Here is a 23,899-nt window from a genome sequence, read left to right as displayed (position 1 = left end):
GGCATAGTGGCAGAAGCCGCTTAGCCAATATGTTGAATTTTTAACGGACTATTATCATATAAAAAGCAATCCTAAGTAATATGAGTAACTCTAATAAATCCTCAGAACGGGGTAATCTCCTTTACAAGGATTATCCTTTTATTGCCCTGCAAGATAGAATCACATGCATTTACTCATAGCATTTTAATAGGATTACATGAAATGTGTAATGCATCGTAATAACATAGTTGTTGGAATTTTTTCCAACATGTCGTGATCCGTAGCATCTACAGTTTTTTATTCGAATCAAAGAACGGGTGATGGGTGGGTCTGTGATCAGGCCTTCCCTTTCATTTAATCCAAAAAGAATATGCTATGAATAATATGGCAAAAAGATTCAGCCGTAGCGAATTCATTAAACTTCTCCATACAACGAATGAGAATCCGAATAACATAGATAATCAACGTCTTAGTTTGGCTTATACCCGTTTTATCAATCGTGTTCAGACCGTATCCAAACTGGACTCCTGTTCCAAACTGGAGGCTCTGCAAGCATTGGCGAGGACGAGTGAAATTCTTTTTCGACTTCAGTCACAACATAAGGATTCGGAGTCTCTCAGCTATCAATTTATTCGCTCCTCACTCTCGCTGATCAAATTTGAGAAACAAATGATCTGTCTGCAGCTCAAATATCCGGGGATCCGGAATGTGCATACTTCACGTCCTCATTCGCCGCTGAAAATCTCGAAGCGATTCACCAATTCCGACCTGATGGAGGTAATTGCCGCCTTGTCGGCCGTGGGGTTCTTCTGCCAGCAGGATGACTCTCCGGCCACCTTCATGCAGATTACGCGCGAGTTTGAGACGCTCTGCAATACGAGTTTCAAGAATCCGGACAACTGCCGCTGGGCCGTCCTGAACCGCAAGAACCGCCTGACCCACTTCCTCGATACGCTGCGGGGTACGTTAATCGAGTTAAGCCAGAAGTAAACCTATTCATCCCGAATGGCCGTTGATCCGTTCGGGATTTTTGCAGGAGCGGGGTAGTGAGCACCACACTACCGGCCATTCTCGGCCTCGGAAGGTCGGCTGGAACAGACGGCCTCATTCCTCCGCTATCTTGCCGTCCTTAAACCGACAAGCATGCAGCAGGAGGATGATTTGCGGGCATTGGAGAAGATTGTCCAGTTTGCCCGGGCCCTTGGAATCGTGTTTCTGGGGCTGAACAGTTACTGGTTCTGTTACGACTGGTTTGCGCTCCATGCGTTGACCACTCCCGTCGTGGACCGAATCTTCTGGAACCTTCAACAGTCGACCGGGATCTTCGCCTGGTCTTCTATTACAAAACTCTGCTCCCTTTTCTTTTTGGTGCTGGGGTGCTACGGCACACGTAGCGTACGGGACGGGAAACCCTCGAAGCGGCAGATTCTCCTCCTGGCTCTGGCCGGTTTCTTCCTGCTCTTCGGCAACGATCGGCTGCGAAGCCTTCCCGTGGGGCTGGAGGTTCGCTTTTGGAGCTATGTGCTGACTCTGCTGGGCGGCTACCTTGCGCTGCTGACCGCCGGGGTGTGGGTTCGCCGCCTGCTGCATACGACCCTTGTCCGTGATCCCTTCAACGAGGACAACGAGAGCTTCGAACAGGAGGCGCGTCTGCTCGAAAACGAATACTCGGTCAACCTTCCGACCCGCTACTACTACCGGGGCGAGTGGCGGTCGGGGATGATTAACGTCATCAACCCCTTCCGGGCGACGATGGTGCTGGGAACTCCCGGATCGGGCAAGTCCTACGCCGTGGTGAACAGCTACATCCGCCAGCAGATCGAGAAGGGCTTCGCGATGTATATCTACGACTTCAAGTTCGACGACCTGTCGCTGCTGGCCTACAACCACCTGCTGCGTCATCTGGATGCCTACCCGACGCGGCCGCGCTTTTGCGTCATCAACTTCGACGACCCCCGCCGCTCGAACCGTTGCAATCCCATCGCCCCGGAGTTTATGACCGACATCTCGGACGCCTACGAGTCGGCCTATACCATCATGCTGAACCTGAACAAGACGTGGGTGTGACCTGGAAAGTCACGTAATTGATTGTTAGACAACAATGTATATTGTAAGATTTAACCCGCTGTTCCGTCAGCGGTAGCCTACTATAAGGTGCATCTCCAGTGATGGGTTGTGCCAAGCTTATAGGACAAAGTACACTTTCCGAAAGGACAAGACTGAACCGTGAGGGAAAGTCAAGGGTGGTTAGTATCATACTGCCAAGTGGCGAGGCTGGATAGCATGGTTAACGTAAGTGAACTGACTTTAGCCGTCGTAAGGTTTGAAGGAGCGCAAGATACTTTAGCTCTCACCAAAAGGTAAGCAGTCGGATAACCCTTGCCCATGTTAGGGTTACACGGACACAGAACTGCCGGCGGACTTGGCAGAACCTAAACTATCCGTTTGTCAATTACGTGGAACAGGGCAAGCCTGTATCTCTCTCGTAAGAAAGCGAGTAAGCAAACCGCAAGGCAAGCCGAATGGGGTGCAGGTATGAGATAACGGAAAAAGCGAACGCCATCCTGTAATGGGGTGGATACGGATTGAATCGACATCACGGGTTGCTGTTGGTGACATCATCCGACACGAAAGTGGGCAGACTTCCGTATATGGTAACTCTTTACAAGATAACTTATAGAACTTTCAAAAGGAGGAAAGCAAATGAACGAAACTAAAACATCGTGTGCGCCTGCTGACAACAGGAATCAGACTTGGGACGGTATGGACTGGTCCAAGTGTGAAACCTATGTCCGAAAGCTACAAGCGCGTATTGTAAAGGCTCAGAAAGAAGGCAGACATAATAAGGTAAAAGCCTTACAATGGATGCTTACTCACTCTTTTTACGCCAAGGCATTGGCGGTAAAGAGGGTTACTTCCAACAAAGGGAAGAATACGTCTGGAGTAGATAAACAGCTTTGGGATTCTCCCAAGCGCAAGTACAAAGCAATTGATGAACTCAAACGCCGTGGTTATAAACCTCAACCGCTCCGTAGGGTTCATATCAAGAAAAAGAACGGCAAACTTCGACCGTTGGGAATACCGACAATGAAAGACAGAGCGATGCAAGCATTATACCTAATGGCTTTAGAACCGATAGCCGAAACGACAGGCGACCGCTTTTCATATGGTTTCCGCAAGAAACGCAGGACAATGGACGCTATCCGTCAGATTGACACGGTTCTAAACCGCCAACATTCCCCCGAATGGATTTTGGAGGGAGATATTAAAGGCTGCTTCGACCACATCAGCCACGACTGGCTTCTTAATCACATTCCTATGGATAAGACGATACTCAGAAAATGGCTGAAATGTGGAGCTGTATTCAATGGCAAACTGTTCCCGACAGAAGAAGGTACACCACAAGGAGGTATCATATCACCGACACTTGCAAATATGGCACTTGACGGACTTCAACCACTCTTGGCTGAAAGATTCAAAAGACGTTTCATCAACTATAAGACATTCCACTATAAAGTGAATCTTATCAGATATGCGGACGATTTTATAATCACTGGTCGGGATAAGGAGCTTTTGGAAAACGAGGTCAAACCTATAGTAATAGAATTTCTCAAAGAAAGAGGTCTTACTTTATCTGAAGAGAAAACTACCATTACAAACATATACAACGGTTTTGATTTCTTAGGTTTCAATATAAGGAAGTTTGGCAAAAGGCTATACACGTCACCGTCAAAAGAGGCACAGAAACGCTTTAGAGCTAAAATCAGTGACATCGTTAAAGGACATAAAACGTGTAAGCAGGAATCGCTGATACGAATGCTCAATCCTGTAATTACAGGCTGGGGAAATTACTACCGATATGGTGCATCAACCGCTGCTTTTCATGATTGCGACTACCACATTTATAACCTCACGAAGCAATGGGCTTTACGCCGTCATCCGAAGAAACGCATAACCTGGGTGGCAGACAAGTATTGGCACGAAATTCGGGGGCGTAAATGGACATTTGCATGGAAATATGAATCAAAGAACAAGAAAGTAAATTACTTGACTCTTAAAAGGTTGTCGGATATACATTATACTCCGTACAAACAAATCAAGGGTGAAGCAAATCCTTTCGACCCTGAATATGATGATTATTTCTCTCAGCGAAAGGAACAACAAATGCTGGAATCTCTCAAAGGACGTAAGTCTCTCTTATATTTATGGAACAAGCAGAATCGGACATGTCCGTTATGTGGAAAAGTTATAGATTGTACAAAAGCATGGAACGTCAACAAAATACATGTTAACGGTTCGATTGTACGACAACTTGTCCACAACAACTGCTACAAGCAAAATAAACGAAAATGTTGAAAGTATGAGCCGATTTCTAATAACAAATAGGAATATTGAGTTGCTTGAGCCGTATGAGGGGAAACTCTCACGTACGGTTCTTAGGGGAGGAAGAGGCAGCAATGCCTCTGACTTACCCGATATCCAGAAGCAGGGCGACTTCTTCGTCGATTCGCCGATCATCCTGCTGGCAGCGATCATCTGGTACCTGAAGATCTACGACGGAGGCCGCTGCTGCACCTTCCCGCACGCCGTGGAGTTTCTGAACCAGCCCTATGAGAAGATCTTCCCGGTGCTGACCTCCTATCCCGAACTCGAAAATTACCTCTCGCCCTTCATGGACGCCTGGCGTGGCAATGCGCAGGACCAGTTGCAGGGGCAGATCGCCTCGGCAAAGATTCCTCTCTCACGGATGATCTCGCCGCAGCTCTACTGGGTGATGACGGGCAACGACTTCTCGCTGGACATCAACAACCCGGTCTCACCCAAGATTCTCTGCGTGGGAAACAACCCCGACCGACAGAACATCTACTCGGCAGCCCTGGGACTTTACAATTCACGCATCGTGCGGCTTATCAACAAGAAGGGGCGGCTGAAATCCTCGATCATAATCGACGAGCTTCCGACGATCTACTTCCGGGGGTTGGATAACCTCATTGCCACGGCCCGTTCGAACCGTGTGGCCGTCTGCCTGGGCTTTCAGGACTTCTCGCAGTTGGAGCGCGACTATGGTGACAAGGAGGCGAAGGTGATCTTTAACACCGTGGGTAACATCTTCTCGGGGCAGGTGGTGGGCGACACGGCCCGCACGCTCTCCGACCGCTTCGGCAAGATCGTCCAGCTGCGTGAGTCGCAGTCCGTCTCGAACGAGAATATCACCCATTCGACAAACACGCAGCTCGACGCACTGATCCCGCCGTCGAAGATCTCGAACCTGACTCAAGGGATGTTCGTCGGTTCGGTGGCCGACAACGTCGACCAGCCCCTGCCGCAGAAAATTTTCCATGCCCGCATCGAGCAGGACGGCGCGGCAATCCAAGCCGAGGAGCGGCGCTTCGTTCCCATCCCGCAGATCTCCTCGTTTCTCGACGAGGAGGGTACGGACCGCATGGAGGAGATCATCCGCGAGAACTATTACCGCATCAAGGAGGAGGTGGTCCAAATTGTCGATCGGGAGATCCGTCGCATCGAGAGCGACCCCGACCTTGCGGGACTCCTGCCGAAGAAAAAGAAGTAAACCGCCGTGCGGAAAACCCACCTCTGACGGCCATGTGCGGCCTGTGCAGGACGATTGGAAGCGACGGACATTCAGCTCTTTATATTCGCGGCATCAATCTTTTGTTTCACTTAAAACAGTTGCATTATGCCCGAAGAGAATCTGAATCAACCGATCAACCAGGCCCCGGAGCAGGCCGATCCCTCCTACAAGGAGACGCTGCTGCTCTACAACGAGCAGAACGGTGCCGTGGAAGCCGTCTCGGAGCTCAAGCAGGAGGGACGGCAGTACAAGGCCATCACCACCTCGCCGCTCACGGCCAACAAACCTGCCTTTTTCGACTTGCGGAACAGCTCGGCCGTGGGCGCCTTCATCAAGGGCTTCCTCTCGCAGGAGAATGCCAAGCCGTTCCATTTCCTGAAGGTTGCGGCGGACAAGGCCAGCGAGGTGGCGCAGTCGCTGCTGCGGCTGGCCGACAACCCGAAGGACCCCGAGGGGCTGAAGGCCTTGAACGACCACCGCGTTACCTCGTACCAGCTCGAACGGGTCAAGTTCGACACGCGGGACCTGCACCTGCAGGAGCTGAAGGAGATGGGCGCCGTCGTTACGCCGAAGGAACTGGAGGCGATGAAGCTGGGTCTTCCCACGACGGAGCTCCACAACATCAGTCTGAAGGTCGGCGACCTTTCCGTAGCCGGAGAGTTTGCCCTGCATCCTTTCCGGGATCAGAACGGCGACGTGCAGGTCGGGCTCGAAAGCGCCCTGGCCCGCCCGGAGTTCGAACGCGAGGAGTTTCGGCTGATGTTCACGGCCAGTGACAAGGAGCAGATGCTGTCGGGAAAGACCCCGGATCGCCTCTACGAGATGCCCAACCCGCATACGGGTGAAAAGGAGTGGTGCTACGTGACGCTGAACCCGGCGACCAACCGCTTCGTAACGGTTCCCCGACGCGAAGTCCCGGACTTGCGCTTCTTCAACGGTGTGCGTCTGACCGAAGCCCAGCAGGAGAACCTCGCTTCGGGAAGCCGTGTGCAGGTCGAGGGGTGCACGATGCGTAACGGCGACATCACCTATTCGGGAAAGGTCGGCTTCGATGCTTTGACACGCGAATACCGGATGACGGACTACCGTTACAGCAAACCCTACATCCCCGAGTCGCTTGCCAAGCAACTTGACGAACGGCAGCTTGCCGCCGTGAAAAGCCCCGGAGGGCTCGACTGTTCGAAGGAGAAGGCCCGCCCGATTCTCGGACGCAACGGTAAGCCGCTCTCGTGCATCATCCGGCTCAACTCCCGGACCAACGGCGTGGACTACGACTTCACGAACCTGCGCCGCCAGGAGCAGCAGGCCTCCCAAACGAAACAGCAAGAGCAGAAACAACCCCAAAAACAGGAACCTGCGTCCGAGGCGCCGAGCCGGGGCCGGAAACGCTAATGCCGCACGACGATGGAACGACCCGATCAAACGTGGTTCAGCGAGCGCCTCCGGCAGTTTCTTGAGGAGCGGCACCCTTCGCAGCCCCGTTACCGACGGATGATCGAACGGCGCAGCCGGTTGGCATTCGAGGGCTACAGCCAAAGCCTTGAAGCCGGTGTTCCGGTCGACCAGGCGATCCGTGTTGCCGATCGGATTCTATTCCGGGGGCTGCTCTTCTCGCCCTACGATACGGTCCATCTGATCCTCGAGACCGACTACCCGGCCATTCCCCCAAACCAGCGTCAGGCGGTGGCGCTGAAGCTGACCCGGATCTGTTCGCCGATCTTCGAGCGCACACCGCTGGGGGATGACTTTGCCCAGCGTCCCGAGTTCCGGCTTCTCAAGGAGCGGCTTCGACGGGCCATCCGCCGGTGGATCGACGAAAACGGAGTGCCGGGCTACCAGAGTCCCGAAAGCTCGGCATCCCTCGCGCAACACTTCAAATAACCCATCTTTCAATCACCTTTTCAAATCATTACAACTATGAAAAACCGATTTTTTGCGATGGTGGCTCTCGCCGTTGCGCTGTTTGCCTCTTGCAACAAGGAACCCGAGATGATGAATTCCGCCCCGGAGGCACGCCCCGATGGCGCGTCGGTAACGATCACCCTCTCTGCGGGCGATGATGCGCAGAGCCGTGCCTTCTTCGATGCCACGGCTACGGCCGAGGCGTGGGAGAAGAGCCTCTCGTCGCTCTCGGTCTTTACGTTCAACACCTCGGGCGAGCTGCTCCTGCGACGTGATTTCACCGCTTCGGAACTCGCCTCGAAATCGGCGATCTTCTCGCTTCCGAAGTCCGCGGCCGGCACTGAATGCTCGTTCTATGCCGTTGCGAACTACGACGCCTCGCCGGTCAAGACCAAGTCGGCACTTATGGCTCTCGTGGAGCAGTCGGCCGGAGCCTACAACGGCACCTTCGCGGATGTCTCGACCAAGGCGCTGCGCTCGGGCGGCTTCGTGATGTCGGGCTCGACGACTAAGACCGTCGGTGCGGTGAACACCTCGACGCAGATAGGCATCTCTCTGAAGCGCACGGTGGCGAAGGTCGCCCTGCAGACCACGATCGCCCCGGAGTTTTCGGAGAAGTATCCCGGCTCGATCACGATCAACTCGGTGAAGCTCTCTCGCGCCGCTTCGCAGTCGCTTGTCGTGGCCGGCGAGCCCTCGACGGGAGCCATGACCTACACCCATACCCAGACCCCGGGAACGGCTTCGTCGAAGTACAACAACCTCTTCTACCTCTACGAGACAGGAACACTCGATACCGGAAGCCGCGTGCTGCTGGAGATCAACACGACCTACGATGGTGACGGCAGCAGCTCGACGAGTGACGACCGTTCGGAGGTGACCTATTCGGTTGAGCTGACGGGTAAGGCTGCGGGTCGGATCTTCCGCAACGGCTACTACCGTGTCGCGGCCAATATCACGGGCCTTGTGGGCCAGGATTGCCAGGTGTCGGTGACGGTTGCCGATTGGGAGACTCCCGTCACTCAGTCGGTTGATCTGGGCGCCTAATCCATGTGTTGCGGGTCCCGCCTTGCCCCGAGGGGTCGGACGGGACCCTTTTTCTAACCTTTCAAAACAAACTGTTATGAAACGAATCCAGCAATTGGCGCACCTGCTGTCGGTCCTCCTTGTGACGTTGACCGGATGCCGGGAGAGCCTGACGGAGGAGGCCGTGGCGCCTCGCGGTGTGGCGGTCGAGATTGCCATCCGTCCCGACGGGATGCAGGAGCAGACCCGCTCGACGGCCGAGGATGCGATCGACGATCTGAACTTCTACCTCTATGACGACAAAGGCGAACTGCTCCTGCATCGCTACCAGCAGGCGACGCCCCTTCGCTTCGAGGTCGTCCCCGGACATTATCGGATGCGCATCGCCGCCAACCTCGGCCGCGACCTTGGGGAGAACCCCTCGGAAGAGGAACTCCGAATCTCGGACCCCGAAAGTTACGAGCGTCTTCCGATGGCTGCCGAGGAGGAGTTTGACGTTACGGCTGCCGGGGCAAGCCTCTCGACCATTGAGGTACGGCGGTGCGTAGCCAAAGTCTCCTACGAGATCGACGTCAAGGACTCCAATATCGTGCTTCGCTCCGTGCAGCTGATCTCACTCCCGCGCACGGCGGCGCTCTTCGACCCGGAGGCGGCTCCGTCGTCCGATCCGGCCGATTATACGGACAGCCCCGAGACGATGCTCACGGGAACTACGGTCTCGGGTACCTGCTACCTGCTTCCGAATCTGCAAGGCACCGTTCCCTTGATCACGGACCAGCGGCAGAAGAGCCCCAAGAATGCCCCGGAACACGCCTCGTACCTGTTGATCCGCGCCACGAACGGCAGCCGGAACCTCCTCTATACGGTCTACCTGGGCGGCAACAACACCTCGGATTTCAACGTCCGGGCCAATGTCCACTACACCTTCCGCATCTCGATTCTGGGCGACGATGAGATCGACACGCGCGTCTATTCCTACTCGATTCAGGTGTGGGATGACTTCGATGACTACCGCTTTGGCGACTACTGCATCTACGAGGGGACGCCCCTGCTGCATATCGATGTGGAGAACAACGACGGGGAGCTGCCGCTGAACGGGACGTTTGCCGTTGTGTCGGGCGAGAGCTCGAAGGTGTTTTTCGACGACTTCCACGGCGAATCGGGCCCGGATTTCAAGGTGTATAATCCAAACAGCACCAATCTCTTCGGTGTGCAGTACAGCCCGACGGTTTACACCTCAACGAACTCCCGCTTCGCCTACCGCATCACGCTGCGGGATCCCTATGGGGTCTGCGGGACCTACGACTTCGAACATCGGATGGCCAACGTTGTCTATGCCAAACCCTCGGCCGGCGGCACGATCTCGGCCTCGGGCGCCTTATGGAGCGGAGAGACCGGCTCGGGCAGTAGTCTTCGGAGCGTGGCGCTGTGCTACGAGCAGGGCTGCAACCTGACGGCATGCGCCGGTGCGGGGTATCAGTTCGAGGGATGGTACTCGGACGGCGGCTATACGCAATGCCTCTCCACCTCGGCGACCTATGCGTTCCGTCCGCAGCAGGCCCGCACGGAACTCTACGCCCGCTTTAAGGCCGAAGCCATCCCGCTGGATGAAGACGGCACGGCAAACTGTTATATCGCCCGCAAGCTCAATACGACCTACTCGTTCGACGCTACGGTGCAGGGCAACGGAAAAACGACGACGAACATCCGTCCGCAGCGACTGAACGGGACCTCCGCCATTCTGATCTGGGAAACCGGAACCGAACGCAATGCAATCATCTCGGATGTCTCTTTTGCCGACGGACGAATCACCTTTACCACGGGATCCAAGCGCGGAAATGCTGTCATTGGGCTGCTCGACAGCCGTGGCGATTGCATCTGGTCGTGGCATATCTGGTCCGTGGATTACGATATGGAGAACTCGGTCCAGACCTATGCCTCCGGTGCGGTATTCATGGATCGGAATCTCGGCGCCGAGACGACGGACTATACCCAACCCGCCTCTCGTGGGTTGTTCTACCAGTGGGGCCGCAAAGACCCGATGGTCTACTCCTCGCTGCTTCGTGAAGCCGTCTGGGATGAGCCGTGTCGTGCCGATGTTATTTATGCTCCCGGATATGACTATAAGCTCTGTGATCCGCGGGAATATGCTGTTCCCTACGACGTGATGACGATCAAGTGGTCGATTCAGCATCCGACGTGGTATATGTATGACGCCACTTTTGAAGATTGGGAGCCGTGGGAATCGGTTTCGGACTGGCTTTATGATTCCAATTCGAATTTGTGGGGCAACCGAACCTCCGGTTCGGAGATCATTATGATTACGGATAAGACGATCTATGATCCCTGTCCCCCGGGCTGGCGGGTTCCCGATCTGGAGGATTTCAAGGATATTAGCGTTGCTTCGGCCTCCGTGCCATATTATGCCATGATCTACTGCAACGGCTCACAGACGGCCAAGTACCCGCTGGGCGGATTTCTGAACGGCTCACGTTACGAAAATAACGGAGAGAACGCCTGTGTCTATACGGCGTCGCCGTACACCTGGAATGGCTCGAAACTCAACCATTTCGGGGTTGGTTGCTCTTCGATCAACATCTCCGGAGCGTATCAAAGCATCTATGCGACCTCCTATTTCCGTTACGGAGCACATCCCGTCCGTTGTGTCCGCGAATAAAATGCAAAGACGATGAAACGACGACAAATCATACCGATTCTGACGGTGCTGCTCATGGCCTTGTGGGGCGAACCCCACAAGGCTGCGGCACAGATCTTCGCCGTGCGTGCCAATGCGTTGGCAGCCTGTACGGCGACGCTGAACCTCGGCGTCGAGGTGGCCCTGACGGACCGCTGGTCGTTGGGGGGAGCGCTGTTCTGGAATCCCGTGCGCACGGAGGATCTTGCCACCTCGTTTCGTGCTGCGCAACTTGGCGCCCGCTACTGGTTCTACGAAACGCAGGTCGGCCCCTTTGTGGGTGCGCAACTCTCGCATGTCAATTACCTTGTCGGCCGCCGCACGCGCCGCTACGACGGCCGGGCATGGGGCGCGGGCCTCTCCTGCGGCTATTCGTGGATGCTCTCCAAACGGTGGAGCGTGGCCGTAGAGGGGGGCCTCGGGCTCTTCCATACGAAGGATACCCGACGTGACCCTACGGTCTCGGACTGGGACGACGAATATATCTACCACTCGCGACGCTGGACCTTGGCCCCTTCCCGCCTGGAGGTGTCGTTTGCCTATCTGTTTTAGCCATGAGAAAGCAACGAATGATTCTGGGCGGCATGCTCGCCGCTGCAATATGCGCCGCGACGGGCTGCTCGGTGGCCACACGCCTGGAGCGTCAACGCGCCTCGGCGCACCTCTCGCAACTTACGCGCGCGGAACGTCAGGCCCAACAGCAGGACTACCGGCCGCAGGTCGTGCGGCTCCAGCGCGACAGCAATACCTTCTTCCTGGCTCCGGTCGATACGCTGCCCGACGGCGAGCGGGTCATGTCGCTTCAGATCGAGCAGGTGACGGTCGTGGCGAAGATCCGCTCGGTTCCCGAACGCAACGGACGGGTACACCTCGACTTTGTGGTTACGCTTCCGAAGCAGCTGCTGGGCAGCAGCCGCAGCGTGGTCATTACGCCCCTGCTGCACAAGCCCGACGGGACCGTTCCGCTGGAGGATCTGGTGATCCGCGGAGGGCGCTTCTCGCTGTTGCAGGAGCGCGACTATTGGCAGTACGAGACCTATGTCCGACGCTTCCGGCCCGATACGCTGGGCCGCGAGGCGGCCTTCCAGCGCTTCGTGAAGTTTCCCTACCCGGAGGATGCCCGGCTCGATTCGCTGGTCGAGAGCCGCAGCACGATCACTTGCTACTATTCGCAGGAGGTACCGACGGACGAGACCTCGAAGAAGATGCTCATCACGCTCACGGGGAAGGTGCAGGCCGTGGACGACAGCGCCTACCGGCTGCCGCCCTCGGATACGCTGGCCTACCTTGTCTCGTCGATGCTCTCCTTTGTCGATACGCTGCCGCGCTACAGCATCCGTGTGATCGACAAGTATGTTACGGTGGAGGATCGCAACTACATCCGCTTCTTTGTGGGTGACACCCGTGTGGTGGATACGCTGGGCGACAACGGTCGTGAGCTGGAGAAGATCTCACGCCTGATGCGCCGGATCATTGAGCAGGAGGAGTTCTACGTCGATACGATCACCCTCACGGCCTCCTCCTCACCGGAGGGCCGCTACGCCTTCAACGAACGCCTCTCGCGGGGACGAGCCGAGGCGCTGAAACGCTACCTGGTGCGTCGTTACGGCTGGGATATCGACACGCTGCTGACCGTGCGGTGGGTCGCCGAGGCGTGGCCCGAACTAATGAACCGCATCCGCACGGACCCTGGGCTGACGAACCGCGAGGCGATGCTGGAGCTCCTCTCCGCGGAGCGAAATCCGGACCGGCGCGAGCGGCTGCTGCGCGAACGTTTTCCCCGGGAGTATGCCTACCTGAAGGAGGAGATCTACCCGCAGCTCCGCACCGTGGACTTCCGCTACAACCTCCGCCGCAAGGGGATGGTCAAGGATACGATCCATACCACGGAACTCGACACGACCTATGCCCGGGGTGTGGAGCTGCTGCAGAGACGTCAGTATGCCCGGGCGCTCTATATTCTCAACGACTATAACGACCGCAATACGGTGGTGGCGCACCTCTCGATGGACCACAACGAGCGGGCGCTGGAGCTGCTCTCGACGATGCCGACAGATGCCGAGACGGAGTACCTGCGGGCCATTGCCTGCTCGCGGCTGGGGCGTAAGGCCGAGGGGCGCGAACACTTCCTCGAAGCCTGCCGTCGGGAAGAACGCATGGAGTACCGGGGGAATCTGGATCCCGAAATTTCGGAACTGTTAAAAGACTAAACACATGAAACGCAAACGCATAATAACGATTCTGACCTGCGTTCTTCTGGCCGCAGCCTGGGGCGCGATCTTCGTCTCGCTTTTCACGGCCTGCAACGTCTACGAGGATACGACGGTCGAGGTGATCCGATGTCCCGAGATCCGGGACACCATCCAACTCCCGGAGTGGAAACCCATGGAATAAAGGTTAGTAATAATATATTTAGTCATCTCTTAAAAACATCTTTATTTGCAGGTATTCATTAATTTAATCAATAAAAATGTTTGATAAATCTGCAAGTTTCTTAACCTAAAGATAAGAAAACTTGCAGATTTTATGATTATAAAGACAAATAATATCCCTTCTTTATTTAATCACCTATCTGAAATGCTGAACCAATCGCACCCTCTTTACCTGTTGGCCGACAAAATAGATTGGAAAAAATTGAAACAGCTTTTCAACCTTTGTTTTTCCAGGACAACTGCCGTCCCGGCAAGCCCATCCGGTTAATGTGTGGTTTACTCATTCTGAAGCATCTTCGTAATCCGTCAGATGAGTCTTTGGTAGAACAATGAAGCGAGAACGTTTATTATTCGTATTTCTGTGGCATGCAGGAGTTCACTCCGTCTATGCCGTGTGCCTCTTCAGAACCGGATCATTTCCGCAAACGTATCGGTGAAGCGGGAATTGAACTTCTCTTTCAGGAAAGCATTCGTGTGAATAACGAGGATGATGAAAATAACCATCATGATACGGCCTTTATTGATTCTGGCGTTCAGGAAAAGAATATCACTTACCCCACGGATGTAAAGTTGCATAAGAAGTCCGTGAAAAAGTTCTTGGTATTGTGGAAAAACTGGGCCTTCCTCTTCGTCAAAGCTACACCTTTGTGTTGATTTTCCAAAGGCGGAGTAGCCGGAAAAAGATCTATTCCATTCATGAGCCTGAGGTCTAATGCATCAGCAAGGGCAAAGAACATAAGAAATACGAATTCGGCAACAAGTTGTCCATCATCCGTTCTGCGTCCTGCATTATTCATGGAGCCATGTCCTTTCGCAATGAATATGACGATCATACCATCGAGTCTTCCTTGGGGCAGGTAAAACACAGTTAACCGGAAGAAAGATCAAAGTACAGGCCGGTGATAGAGGACGCAAAGGCCGGAAGGAAATTAACGGGACTAAGATTATGATTCCCTATGTATCCAGGAAATCAGACAGCCGGTATCAGAGGCTGAAAAAACATAAACTCTTCTGTAAACATGCAGGTATAGAACCAACAATAGGTCACTTAAAGTCTGATTGCCGATTGGGCCGCAACTTTGATAAGGGTGTGGTAGGAGATATTGTGAACGTACTGCTGGCGGCTGCGGCCTATAACTTCAAAAGAGCCATGAAAGCTCTTTGGTGCGTGCTTCAAAAAATCTGCGAGATACTGTATCTGAACAATATCTCGCAAAAATGGGCTTTTTAAGGGGCAACTAATTAAAAACAAATACACGTATCATCAATTAAATCTGTTAACTTTGTAACAGATATTATGGCCAAATTAATGAAAAAAACAAAATCATATACATTCATAGACTTGTTTGCCGGAGCAGGAGGACTTTCAGAGGGCTTCATCAGAGCCGGATATACGCCAATTGCGCATATCGAGATGAACAAGGATGCCTGCAACACGCTGAAAACACGATCGGCATTTCATTATCTTCAGAAAAATGGCATGCTTTCTATTTATGAAGATTACCTCAGGCACAAGGAAGAAGGGACTGACGGGCGAAAACTCTGGAACCAGGTCCCGAAAAGCGTAATCAATACCACGATCTGCGCGACAATAGGAGAAAATACGATTGATGATATTTTCAGGAACGTGGACGAACTCAAAGGCAAACGCAAGGTGGATATCATCATCGGTGGTCCTCCCTGTCAGGCCTATTCCGTCGCCGGCAGAGCTCGTATGGGCAAGGAGGTCGAGAATGATCCTCGAAACGAGCTGTACAAATACTACGTTCGATTTATCGAACACTATGATCCCGATATGTTTGTATTCGAGAACGTATTGGGCTTGTTGACGGCCAAACGGGGAGAACCCTTTGCGGATCTCAAAAGACTGGTTGACAAACTTGGCTATGATATGGACTGCAGGGTTCAGGTTGCCTCTCAACACGGAGTTCTGCAAAATCGACAGAGAGTCATTATCGTAGGCTGGAAGCGCGCCGTAAAAGGGTCGAAAAGCCCGTACCATTATCCGGAACTGCCCGTGGAAAAGTGTCCCTATCAGGTATTAAGAGATCTGTTCTCGGATCTGCCAGCGCGAAAGGCTGGTGAAGGGAAATTCTGCGAAGCCGTTTCTTACGTCAAGCCCTTGTCCGAAATGCCGTATCTTGACCGGTCTGGGATACGTGGCGAGCTTGATTTTACAACTCAGCATGTAGCCAGACCAACCAACGAGAATGATCGAAAAATATACAAGATAGCCGTCGAGAGGTGGTTGTATGAGCGCCACCGGCTGAACTATGCACAACTGTCGACTGAACTGCAGACTCATCGGAACAAGGAGGCCTTTCTCAATCGTTTCAATGTCGTCGATCCTTACGGATGCAGTCACACTGTAGTTGCTCACATCGCCATGGACGGTCATTACTATATCTATCCGACATTAAAGCCGACATTGGAAACGGTACGCTCCATTACGGTTCGGGAGGCGGCCCGTCTTCAGTCATTTCCGGACGATTACTATTTTGAAGGGAGTCGGACATCCGCCTTCAAACAGATTGGCAATGCCGTACCGGTCGTACTCGCCCAAAGAATTGCCGAAGCTATCAAGAAAATGTTGTAAAATCATACAGACTTTATTTTATCCAGCAATAAATCTCATTTACAACCATGGACTTCTCCTCTCTGAAAACCGCATCAGCCATTCCGGGGGCTGCAGCGATGATCGAAACGTTCCGAGCCATCGGCTACAGTCTGGAAACGGCAGTTGCCGATATTGTGGACAATTCGATATCGGCATCGGCCAAAAATGTATGGATCAACCGGATCTGGAAGGGAGGAGATTCCATCGTAACAATCAGGGACGATGGACACGGCATGTCCGGAGACGAGATTATTCAGGCCATGCGGCCCGGAGCACAGAATCCGCTGGAAGAGCGTTCGGCAAAGGATCTGGGACGATTTGGCCTGGGTTTGAAAACTGCATCCTTTTCCCAATGTCGGACACTGACCGTCATGAGTAAGATGCAGGGACGGTCTCCCGAATTCTGGACATGGAGTCTGGATCATGTTGCTCGATGCGATCGATGGGAACTGGTTCATTGGTGTCCGGAAGGCTTCGAACATGAACTGGATGACCTTGCATCAGGCACCATCGTTATCTGGACGGATCCGGACCGGATTATCCCGGCCGCGACAAAAGCCGATAACGAGAATGCCAAAAGAAAGTTCTCGGAGGCGTTCGATCGGATCAAGAAACATCTTTCAATGACCTTTCACCGGTTTCTGGAGGCCAAATCCGTCGCAATACACTGGGGCGGACATGAAATCGCCCCGTGGAATCCCTTCTGCCCAAAGGAGAGCAAGATACAGATCATGCCGTCCGAACAAATCGGAGAACAGGTAACCGTAAAGGGATATATCCTGCCCCACAAGAACAACTTCTCTTCGGAAACCGCATACAGACAGGCCGAAGGAATCTTCGGATTTTCAGCCCATCAGGGATTCTATGTCTATCGCGGAGATCGCCTGCTGCTGGCCGGAGACTGGCTGGGACTGATTCGCAAGGAAGAGGCTTACAAACTGGTCCGAATACAGATCAATCTGCCCAATAGTGTGGATTCCGACTGGCAAATTGACATCAGAAAAGCCAAGGCGGCGCCCCCCGTCGGATGCAGGCAGCAGCTTGAATCCTATGCCAGACAGGCCTGCAACAAAGGATCCGAGGTTTACAGACACCGCGGGCGAATCCTCAGACAACGTGCCGGACAGGATTTCCAAAGTCTTTGGCTGGAAAAGAAAAAGGACAACAAATGGTCTTTTGTCGTTAATCGGGAACATGCGCTTGTCCGTAATATTCGAGAGCTTGCCAAAGAGAACCCGGACCAGGCTATTGACATGCTGCTGAAATTCGTGGAGGAATCCATACCCGCCAAAACCATCTATGTACGGGAGGCCAACGATGACGACAGCCAGAAACAGCCCTATTCGGACATGGATCCCAGGTTACTCCGCACAATGATAAAACAAATCCATGAAAGGCAACTGGATCGGGGATTGACTCCTGAACAGTCAAGACTGGCCCTGAAACAAATGGAGCCTTTCAACGAATACGAAGACCTGATAGACGAACTGCAATGAATGAACTGAACGAAAAGGCAATCAACATGTGCCAGGCCATGATTGGATTCAAACCCGGAGTAAGTGACGGCGATATGGATACAGCCATTTCCACCGTTACGAGCCTGCCCATGTTTGCCGGGTTGGACAAAATTGAGCTGAAGAAAAGTCTGTTGTCCATCTATAATGTAAAGGTAGGTACCTGCCAGATTCTGGAAGGACGAGATGCCCGTATTCCTTGGTTGAAGGAATTCAAGGCTGAATGTCGTTCGGAATGGCTGTTCTGGACCCGGTACAAGAAATACCTGGCCGAACAGAAGCATTTTGCCCCCGAGGTTATCTTCCAACTGGATGATCTGACCGACCGTATTCTGGACAAGCTGTTTAATCCACAGCGCAGCGACATCATCATCAACAAGAAAGGACTTGTCGTCGGACAGGTCCAGTCCGGCAAAACCGCCAACTATACGGGGCTGATCTGCAAGGCTGCCGATGCCGGATTCAACCTGATCATCATTCTGGCCGGCATACACAACAATTTAAGAAGTCAGACACAGACCCGCATTGACGAAGGTTTTCTGGGATTCGACACGCAAAATACCAGAGCCTACAACATGAACCAAACCATACGTATCGGAGTAGGTCTGATTCCCGGTTTTGACAAAGCCATCGCAAACTCCTACACGACCAGCACCGAACGGGGTGATTTTACAAAACAGGCGGCAAATACGGCCGGTTTCAACTTCAACAATCCACAGCCGATCATTCTCGTGATCAAAAAAAACGTTTCCGTACTCAAGCGGCTGTACAGTTGGTTAGAATCGCAGTCCACTGATAATGTCATAGCCAACAAGTCCCTGCTGCTTGTTGATGACGAAGCGGACAATGCCTCCATAAATACCAGTCGGGCCGGTGATGACCCGACCGCCATAAACGGAAATATCTGCAAGATCATCAAACTGTTCAATCGGTCCGCCTATGTCGGCTATACGGCTACTCCGTTTGCCAACATCTTTATTCCTCTCGACAAGGACGATCTTTTCCCCAAGGATTTCATCATCAACCTTCCGACTCCGGACAACTACGTCGGCCCCGAAAAGGTCTTCGGCACTTCGGCTGATCCCGATGGGAACGAGGATCTTCTGCCCATTGTTTTCCCGGTTACTGACAACGACAGCTTTGTGTCTGCAGGTCACAAAAGAGACGATCCCAAACCGACGATAGATGATATTCCGCAATCGTTAAGAACAGCCATCAAGTGTTTTATCGTTACTTGTGCCATTCGCATTGCCCGCGGTCAGGAAAACAAGCACAACTCCATGCTGATTCACGTCTCACGTTTTCAGGCATGGCAGAATCATCTCAAGGAGATTATCGACCATCTGTTCAAATACTACAAGAGCGAAATCGAGGCAAATGATTCGACCATGCTGGAAGAACTCCGCATGATTTTCGAGGAGGATACACCAGACTACCGTTCTTATCGTACCATTACAAGAGAAATCATGGATTCACCGGTTCTTTCTTGCATCGACAACAGAATAAGGCGTCATACATGGGAGGAGATCAAGCCTCTGCTCTATCGAGCCGTGCAGAAGATAGAAGTCAAGTCCATCAACGGAACATCCGGAGACAATCTGACCTATTACGAAAATGAAAAGAACGGCATATCGGTCATTGCCATCGGCGGAGACAAGCTGTCACGAGGGTTGACGCTCGAAGGTTTGTCCGTAAGCTATTTCCTGCGTGCATCGAAAATGTACGATACGCTGATGCAGATGGGACGATGGTTCGGATATCGTCCCGGATATATGGATCTTTGCAGACTCTTCACCAGTAATGAACTGAACGAATGGTACCGCCACATAACGCTTGCCAGCGACGAACTTCGAGAAGAGTTCAGATATCTGGCCGAATCAGGCGGGACGCCGGAGAACTATGCCCTGAAGGTTCGCACGCATCCCGGACAGTTGCAGATAACGTCCATATCCAAGATGCGTCACACGAAGAACATTCAGGTCTCGTGGGCCGGTCGTCTGGTAGAGACCTACCAGCTGCTCCGGGATCCGGCCTCCAAACGGAACAATCTGGCGACAACGGACAGTCTGCTTTCAGAACTCGGGACTCCCGACAGAATCAAAAGCGATTATCTGTGGACCGGCATATCTTCCGATACCGTCTGCGACTACCTGTCTCGGTTCCAATTGCCGGAGTCCCTGACCAAGGTCAATCTTGACCTCATATGCGACTATGTCCGGGAACTGAACGATGTGGGAGAACTTGTTTCCTGGAATATCGCACTGATGAGCAAGAATGCAGATGGCAACACATGCGTCCATACCTTTTCGAACGGCGTACAGGCAGGATGCTTCATACGCCGGCAGGCACAGGATGCACAAAATGCCGGAACATACTACATCCGCAAGAACCATATCGTGGGTAATCCGGCCGATGAATTCATAGATCTTCCTGAAGGTATGTTGGCGAAAGCCCTTGATGAGACCAGAATCCGAAAGACCACGGCTAAAGAAGAGTGGAAACACGAATATCCTTCACCGCAGCTCGTCAGACAGGAATTCCGATCGAAAGAGACGCCCCTGCTCATGATTTATCCACTGAATCCGGAATATTCCAATATGTCTGGAGTAAAGAATGCTGTCTCCTATACGAAAGACGACGAGCCGTTCATCGGATTTGCCATCGCATTTCCGCACAGTGATACCAACAAGGCCGTCTCCTATGTAGCCAGCCTGGCAGTCGACTTTGCAATTACCGAGGAGAACTTTGACAGCACCAACGACAACACTTATGATGAACAGTAACTCGATAACGGACATATGGAACGATCTGGCCTCGGCAGAGGAAGCCGGACTCACCAAACGCAGAATTCCGGTTGAGTCTCCCTTGTACGTATACGGCACATACCGATATCCGGACAACCTGTACGGTATCGCTTTCTCATATGACAGTAGCCTGACCATTCCGGTTGACCGGTTCAAAAGTTTGAAGGAACTTGGAATCCTGCAAATGCCGGACACGAGTTTCGAGCACAGAAACTTGTTGCTGATACAGCTGCATCACACGGACTGTCTCGGCGTGTTCGCCACCCTATGCTCGGATTTGACAAGTGCCATAACCCGTGAATTCTCCGAAAAATCCGCACTTCGGATTGTCCTGAATCAGCTTGAAAAGTGGAGAACTCTTTTCGATCGAGGACTTGCGGCCGGGCTTTCTCCGGCCGAACAACAAGGTTTGTATGGAGAGCTTCATCTGTTGTCTCGCATGATACGTCGAAATACCTCCGACATGACGGAAACGGTCGGATATTGGGTCGGTTGCGACAAGGCCATGAGAGACTTTCAGGGTGAGGACTGGGCCATCGAGGTAAAGACAACCGCGACCAACGGTTCGGATCGACTTACGATAAACGGGGAACGCCAACTGGATGATGCATTGCTTGACGGGCTTTTCTTGTATCATCTTTCCGTAGAAGTATCCCGGAAAAACGGTCAGACTCTGAACCGGGCAATCGAAGACCTGCGAAAAGCTTTGGTGACTGACACGATTGCGCTGCACCGGTTCAATACCGGGCTGACTCATGCGGGATATTTCGATGAACACGCGCCCATGTATCAGGATCGCTGCTATAAGATTCGCAGGGAGCAGGCCTATCGCATATCGGGGGATTTTCCCCGTATCATGGAACGGGATCTGCGCAATGGAGTCAGCAACATCACATACACCATCAACACGTCGGCCTGCGAAGAATACGCAGTAACTGACACGGAACTCTTCAAATCGACAGTTGATCATGAAAGAGATTGAAAAATTCTACCAATCCCTTATGCAGGACGTTGTCGCCATGCAGTCGGGTGATGAAGATGGAAATACCCAGGAACAGATATTTACCCGAATCTGTCTGGACATGCTGTCCGATGCAGCCGAAACGGAGAATGTATCGGTTGCCTATGACGAACGCGATTTGAAGAAAAAGGGTCAGCACAAGATAAACGGATATGCGATCTCGGACAACTACGAAACCGTGGATCTGTTCATCACCCTTTATGCCAACACCTCGGAGATCCGTACGATTCCCAAGAACGAGGTTGATACGGCTTCAAAGATGATTACTAACTTTTTCCGACGGGCGGTATACAACGATTATGTCAATGAGATTGCAGAATCTTCCGAGATCTTTGAATTCGCCAATACGCTGGCCAACTATGCCGAATTGCGAGACAATCTGATTCGCGTAAATGCCTTCATCCTGACAAACGGCACATACAAGGGTGAACTGCCAGCCAGCCAGGTCATCTGCGGATACAATATCTACTACAAGGTTATAGACGTGGAGTATCTTTACAAGATTTCCGAACAGGCCGGAGTTCCCATAGAACTGGATTTTGAGAATCTTGACGGACACAAATATGAAATTCCATGCCTTGCCGCAAATCTGAGCAATCCCGATTACGAAGCATACGTTGCCATTATATCCGGAGAATGTCTGGCAAAACTTTATGAATGTTACGGATCCCGTCTGCTGGAACAGAACGTGCGTTCGTTTCTTCAGTTCACGGGAAAGATCAACAAGGGCATAAGGGAAACCATCAAGAGTGAACCTCACATGTTCCTGGCCTACAACAACGGTATCGCTGCAACAGCCGATCACATCGAACTGGATGAGACAAGGCATTTCATCAGACATATCAGCAATCTCCAGATTGTAAATGGTGGTCAGACTACGGCCTCCATCTACAATACGGCCAAGAAGGATAAGGCCGACATTTCAGATATTCTTGTTCAGGTAAAGTTGTCCGTCATCAAGGACAAGGATCAATACGCGGAAATTGTTTCACGCATATCACGCTATGCCAATACTCAGAACAAGGTCAATGATGCCGACTTCTCGGCCAACAATCCGGCTCTTGTAGAAATCGAGCGCATCTCAAGATACATATTTGCACCCGCGACTCCGACCAACAATTTGCAGACGGCTTGGTTCTTTGAGCGTGCTCGCGGACAATACAAGACCCTGCGGGCCAAGGAAGGATTCACGAAATCACGGCAAAAGGCCTTTGATTTGAAATACCCGAAGAAGCAGGTCGTTATGAAAGTAGAACTTGCCAAATATGTTAATGCCTGGCAGGAAACGTACAATGGCAGAAATCTGGCTATCGGACCTCACATCGTAGTACGAGGAAATGAAAAGAACTATGCCCGTTTCATAAACTACAATCTCCCGGACGTCAAACATATCGACGTTGCATGGTTTGAAGACATGATCGCCAAGGCCATTCTCTTCAAGGCTGCCGACAAACGATACGGAACCAAACTTACGGGAGATCATATCGGTGAATTGAAACAGGTTGTCGTTCCGTATACATTGTCTCTTCTGAATATCATTACTGAGGGACGACTGGATTTGTATCGAATCTGGAAAAACCAGTCGATATCGTCAGCCTTGTCGGATTTCATATACAATCTGATGAAGCAGGTCAACGAATTTATTCTCAAAGAGTCTCCCGTCTCGCACTATATCGAATGGGCCAAAAAGGAAGAGTGCTGGTTAAAAGTCCGCTCAAATGAATGGGCTTACAATCTCAATGAGATTTGTCAGGATTTCATTGATGAGAAGAATCCCCCCAAACGCAAGCACAAAAGCGATGTTGGCGATGAAGAGTCGGACAGACGGCACAAGGAGGGTATCATACGGGCAATCCCGTTCTCTCTTTGGAAAAAGATAGAGACGTGGGGGCGCGACACGGGGATGCTGCAGCCGATCCTGACCTCCCTGGCCAGCGATATCGCATATAAAATCAAAAATAACCGCAAGCTGAACGACAGCGACATCTCCAGAGGATATCTGATTTACGAGAATGTCTGGCAACACAATCCGGAACTTCTTGAGGAAGCCGACAGTCTGGCCGAGCAGGATCGTGCAAAAGCAGCCGAGACCTCCGATACCATTTCTCCAGTAAACGGTCAAGACGAGATTACATTGGTACTGATACAGGCCATGGTAGAATGGGACAAACGTCGACGGATTCTTGAAGACTGGAAATGGAAAGCCATGAAAGATGTCGTCGATGGAATAAAGCCGCTGACAGACAGAATGAAATACGCCTTCTACTTCAACCTGCAAAAGCTTAAAAAGGCAGGATTCCCCAATTGACGAGTGCC

16 protein-coding genes and 1 pseudogene are annotated in these 23,899 nt (G+C 52.3%); all 17 read left to right on the top strand.

From position 1 onward, the window contains the following. The first annotated feature begins 648 nt into the window (after positions 1-648). The 17 genes and pseudogenes from QZ460_RS06850 to QZ460_RS06770 all read left to right on the top strand — a co-directional run bounded on the left by QZ460_RS06850 (position 649) and on the right by QZ460_RS06770 (position 23,891). The gene (locus tag QZ460_RS06850; protein WP_290540831.1) at positions 649-969 is read left to right on the top strand and encodes a hypothetical protein; all 321 of its coding nucleotides are present in this window, start codon (positions 649-651) and stop codon (positions 967-969) included. Between the two features lie 153 nt (positions 970-1,122). Beyond that, the gene (locus QZ460_RS06845) at positions 1,123-2,046 is read left to right on the top strand and encodes a YWFCY domain-containing protein (protein ID WP_290540830.1); all 924 of its coding nucleotides are present in this window, start codon (positions 1,123-1,125) and stop codon (positions 2,044-2,046) included. A 636-nt stretch (positions 2,047-2,682) separates the two neighbouring features. After that, positions 2,683-4,335: a group II intron reverse transcriptase/maturase gene (gene ltrA, locus QZ460_RS06840; RefSeq protein ID WP_290540829.1), complete on the top strand. Its 1,653-nt coding sequence runs from the start codon at positions 2,683-2,685 to the stop codon at positions 4,333-4,335. 4 nt (positions 4,336-4,339) lie between these two features. After that, a complete protein-coding gene (locus QZ460_RS06835) occupies positions 4,340-5,551 on the top strand; it encodes a TraM recognition domain-containing protein (RefSeq protein ID WP_290540828.1) in 1,212 nt (403 codons plus the stop codon). A gap of 126 nt (positions 5,552-5,677) precedes the next feature. Continuing rightward, positions 5,678-6,964, top strand: coding sequence for a DUF3945 domain-containing protein (locus tag QZ460_RS06830; RefSeq protein ID WP_290540827.1), 1,287 nt, complete (start codon positions 5,678-5,680; stop codon positions 6,962-6,964). Positions 6,965-6,976: 12 nt separating this feature from the next. After that, positions 6,977-7,453 (top strand): DUF1896 family protein, encoded by a 477-nt coding sequence (locus tag QZ460_RS06825; protein WP_290540826.1) that lies wholly within the window; start codon positions 6,977-6,979, stop codon positions 7,451-7,453. Positions 7,454-7,489: 36 nt separating this feature from the next. Further along, positions 7,490-8,521 (top strand): fimbrial protein, encoded by a 1,032-nt coding sequence (locus QZ460_RS06820; RefSeq protein WP_290540825.1) that lies wholly within the window; start codon positions 7,490-7,492, stop codon positions 8,519-8,521. A 76-nt stretch (positions 8,522-8,597) separates the two neighbouring features. Further along, positions 8,598-11,177, top strand: coding sequence for a DUF4906 domain-containing protein (locus QZ460_RS06815; protein WP_290540824.1), 2,580 nt, complete (start codon positions 8,598-8,600; stop codon positions 11,175-11,177). 12 nt (positions 11,178-11,189) lie between these two features. After that, on the top strand, positions 11,190-11,747 hold the full coding sequence (locus QZ460_RS06810; protein ID WP_290540823.1) for a DUF3575 domain-containing protein: 558 nt from the start codon (positions 11,190-11,192) through the stop codon (positions 11,745-11,747). 2 nt (positions 11,748-11,749) lie between these two features. After that, positions 11,750-13,405: a hypothetical protein gene (locus QZ460_RS06805; RefSeq protein ID WP_290540822.1), complete on the top strand. Its 1,656-nt coding sequence runs from the start codon at positions 11,750-11,752 to the stop codon at positions 13,403-13,405. A 4-nt stretch (positions 13,406-13,409) separates the two neighbouring features. Continuing rightward, a complete protein-coding gene (locus QZ460_RS06800; protein ID WP_290540821.1) occupies positions 13,410-13,589 on the top strand; it encodes a hypothetical protein in 180 nt (59 codons plus the stop codon). Positions 13,590-13,721: 132 nt separating this feature from the next. After that, a pseudogene (locus tag QZ460_RS06795) lies at positions 13,722-14,858 on the top strand (transposase). A 66-nt stretch (positions 14,859-14,924) separates the two neighbouring features. Beyond that, positions 14,925-16,223 (top strand): DNA cytosine methyltransferase, encoded by a 1,299-nt coding sequence (locus tag QZ460_RS06790; RefSeq protein ID WP_290540820.1) that lies wholly within the window; start codon positions 14,925-14,927, stop codon positions 16,221-16,223. 47 nt (positions 16,224-16,270) lie between these two features. After that, a complete protein-coding gene (locus QZ460_RS06785) occupies positions 16,271-17,740 on the top strand; it encodes an ATP-binding protein (protein ID WP_290540819.1) in 1,470 nt (489 codons plus the stop codon). Next, positions 17,737-20,541 (top strand): Z1 domain-containing protein, encoded by a 2,805-nt coding sequence (locus QZ460_RS06780; RefSeq protein ID WP_290540818.1) that lies wholly within the window; start codon positions 17,737-17,739, stop codon positions 20,539-20,541. Before QZ460_RS06785 ends, QZ460_RS06780 begins: the two co-directional genes overlap by 4 nt. After that, positions 20,528-21,544: a PD-(D/E)XK motif protein gene (locus QZ460_RS06775; protein ID WP_290540817.1), complete on the top strand. Its 1,017-nt coding sequence runs from the start codon at positions 20,528-20,530 to the stop codon at positions 21,542-21,544. The genes QZ460_RS06780 and QZ460_RS06775 overlap by 14 nt, the downstream gene beginning before the upstream one ends. After that, complete coding sequence (locus tag QZ460_RS06770) at positions 21,531-23,891, top strand: AIPR family protein (protein ID WP_290540816.1); 2,361 nt, start codon at positions 21,531-21,533, stop codon at positions 23,889-23,891. The genes QZ460_RS06775 and QZ460_RS06770 overlap by 14 nt, the downstream gene beginning before the upstream one ends. The last annotated feature ends 8 nt before the right edge of the window (positions 23,892-23,899 follow it).

This window comes from Alistipes sp. (assembly GCF_020026455.1).
Lineage (GTDB): Bacteria > Bacteroidota > Bacteroidia > Bacteroidales > Rikenellaceae > Alistipes.
This window is presented reverse-complemented; position numbering and strand designations above follow the sequence as displayed.

What these genes read in the sequence shown, in the direction of transcription:
- ltrA (WP_290540829.1), top strand. Translation starts at nt 2,683, where the DNA reads ATGAACGAAACTAAAACATCGTGTGCGCCTGCTGACAACAGGAATCAG.
- QZ460_RS06780 (WP_290540818.1), top strand. Translation starts at nt 17,737, where the DNA reads ATGAATGAACTGAACGAAAAGGCAATCAACATGTGCCAGGCCATGATT.
- QZ460_RS06835 (WP_290540828.1), top strand. Translation starts at nt 4,340, where the DNA reads ATGAGCCGATTTCTAATAACAAATAGGAATATTGAGTTGCTTGAGCCG.
- QZ460_RS06830 (WP_290540827.1), top strand. Translation starts at nt 5,678, where the DNA reads ATGCCCGAAGAGAATCTGAATCAACCGATCAACCAGGCCCCGGAGCAG.
- QZ460_RS06845 (WP_290540830.1), top strand. Translation starts at nt 1,123, where the DNA reads ATGCAGCAGGAGGATGATTTGCGGGCATTGGAGAAGATTGTCCAGTTT.
- QZ460_RS06820 (WP_290540825.1), top strand. Translation starts at nt 7,490, where the DNA reads ATGAAAAACCGATTTTTTGCGATGGTGGCTCTCGCCGTTGCGCTGTTT.
- QZ460_RS06825 (WP_290540826.1), top strand. Translation starts at nt 6,977, where the DNA reads ATGGAACGACCCGATCAAACGTGGTTCAGCGAGCGCCTCCGGCAGTTT.
- QZ460_RS06815 (WP_290540824.1), top strand. Translation starts at nt 8,598, where the DNA reads ATGAAACGAATCCAGCAATTGGCGCACCTGCTGTCGGTCCTCCTTGTG.
- QZ460_RS06790 (WP_290540820.1), top strand. Translation starts at nt 14,925, where the DNA reads ATGGCCAAATTAATGAAAAAAACAAAATCATATACATTCATAGACTTG.
- QZ460_RS06800 (WP_290540821.1), top strand. Translation starts at nt 13,410, where the DNA reads ATGAAACGCAAACGCATAATAACGATTCTGACCTGCGTTCTTCTGGCC.
- QZ460_RS06810 (WP_290540823.1), top strand. Translation starts at nt 11,190, where the DNA reads ATGAAACGACGACAAATCATACCGATTCTGACGGTGCTGCTCATGGCC.
- QZ460_RS06805 (WP_290540822.1), top strand. Translation starts at nt 11,750, where the DNA reads ATGAGAAAGCAACGAATGATTCTGGGCGGCATGCTCGCCGCTGCAATA.
- QZ460_RS06785 (WP_290540819.1), top strand. Translation starts at nt 16,271, where the DNA reads ATGGACTTCTCCTCTCTGAAAACCGCATCAGCCATTCCGGGGGCTGCA.
- QZ460_RS06850 (WP_290540831.1), top strand. Translation starts at nt 649, where the DNA reads ATGATCTGTCTGCAGCTCAAATATCCGGGGATCCGGAATGTGCATACT.
- QZ460_RS06775 (WP_290540817.1), top strand. Translation starts at nt 20,528, where the DNA reads ATGATGAACAGTAACTCGATAACGGACATATGGAACGATCTGGCCTCG.
- QZ460_RS06770 (WP_290540816.1), top strand. Translation starts at nt 21,531, where the DNA reads ATGAAAGAGATTGAAAAATTCTACCAATCCCTTATGCAGGACGTTGTC.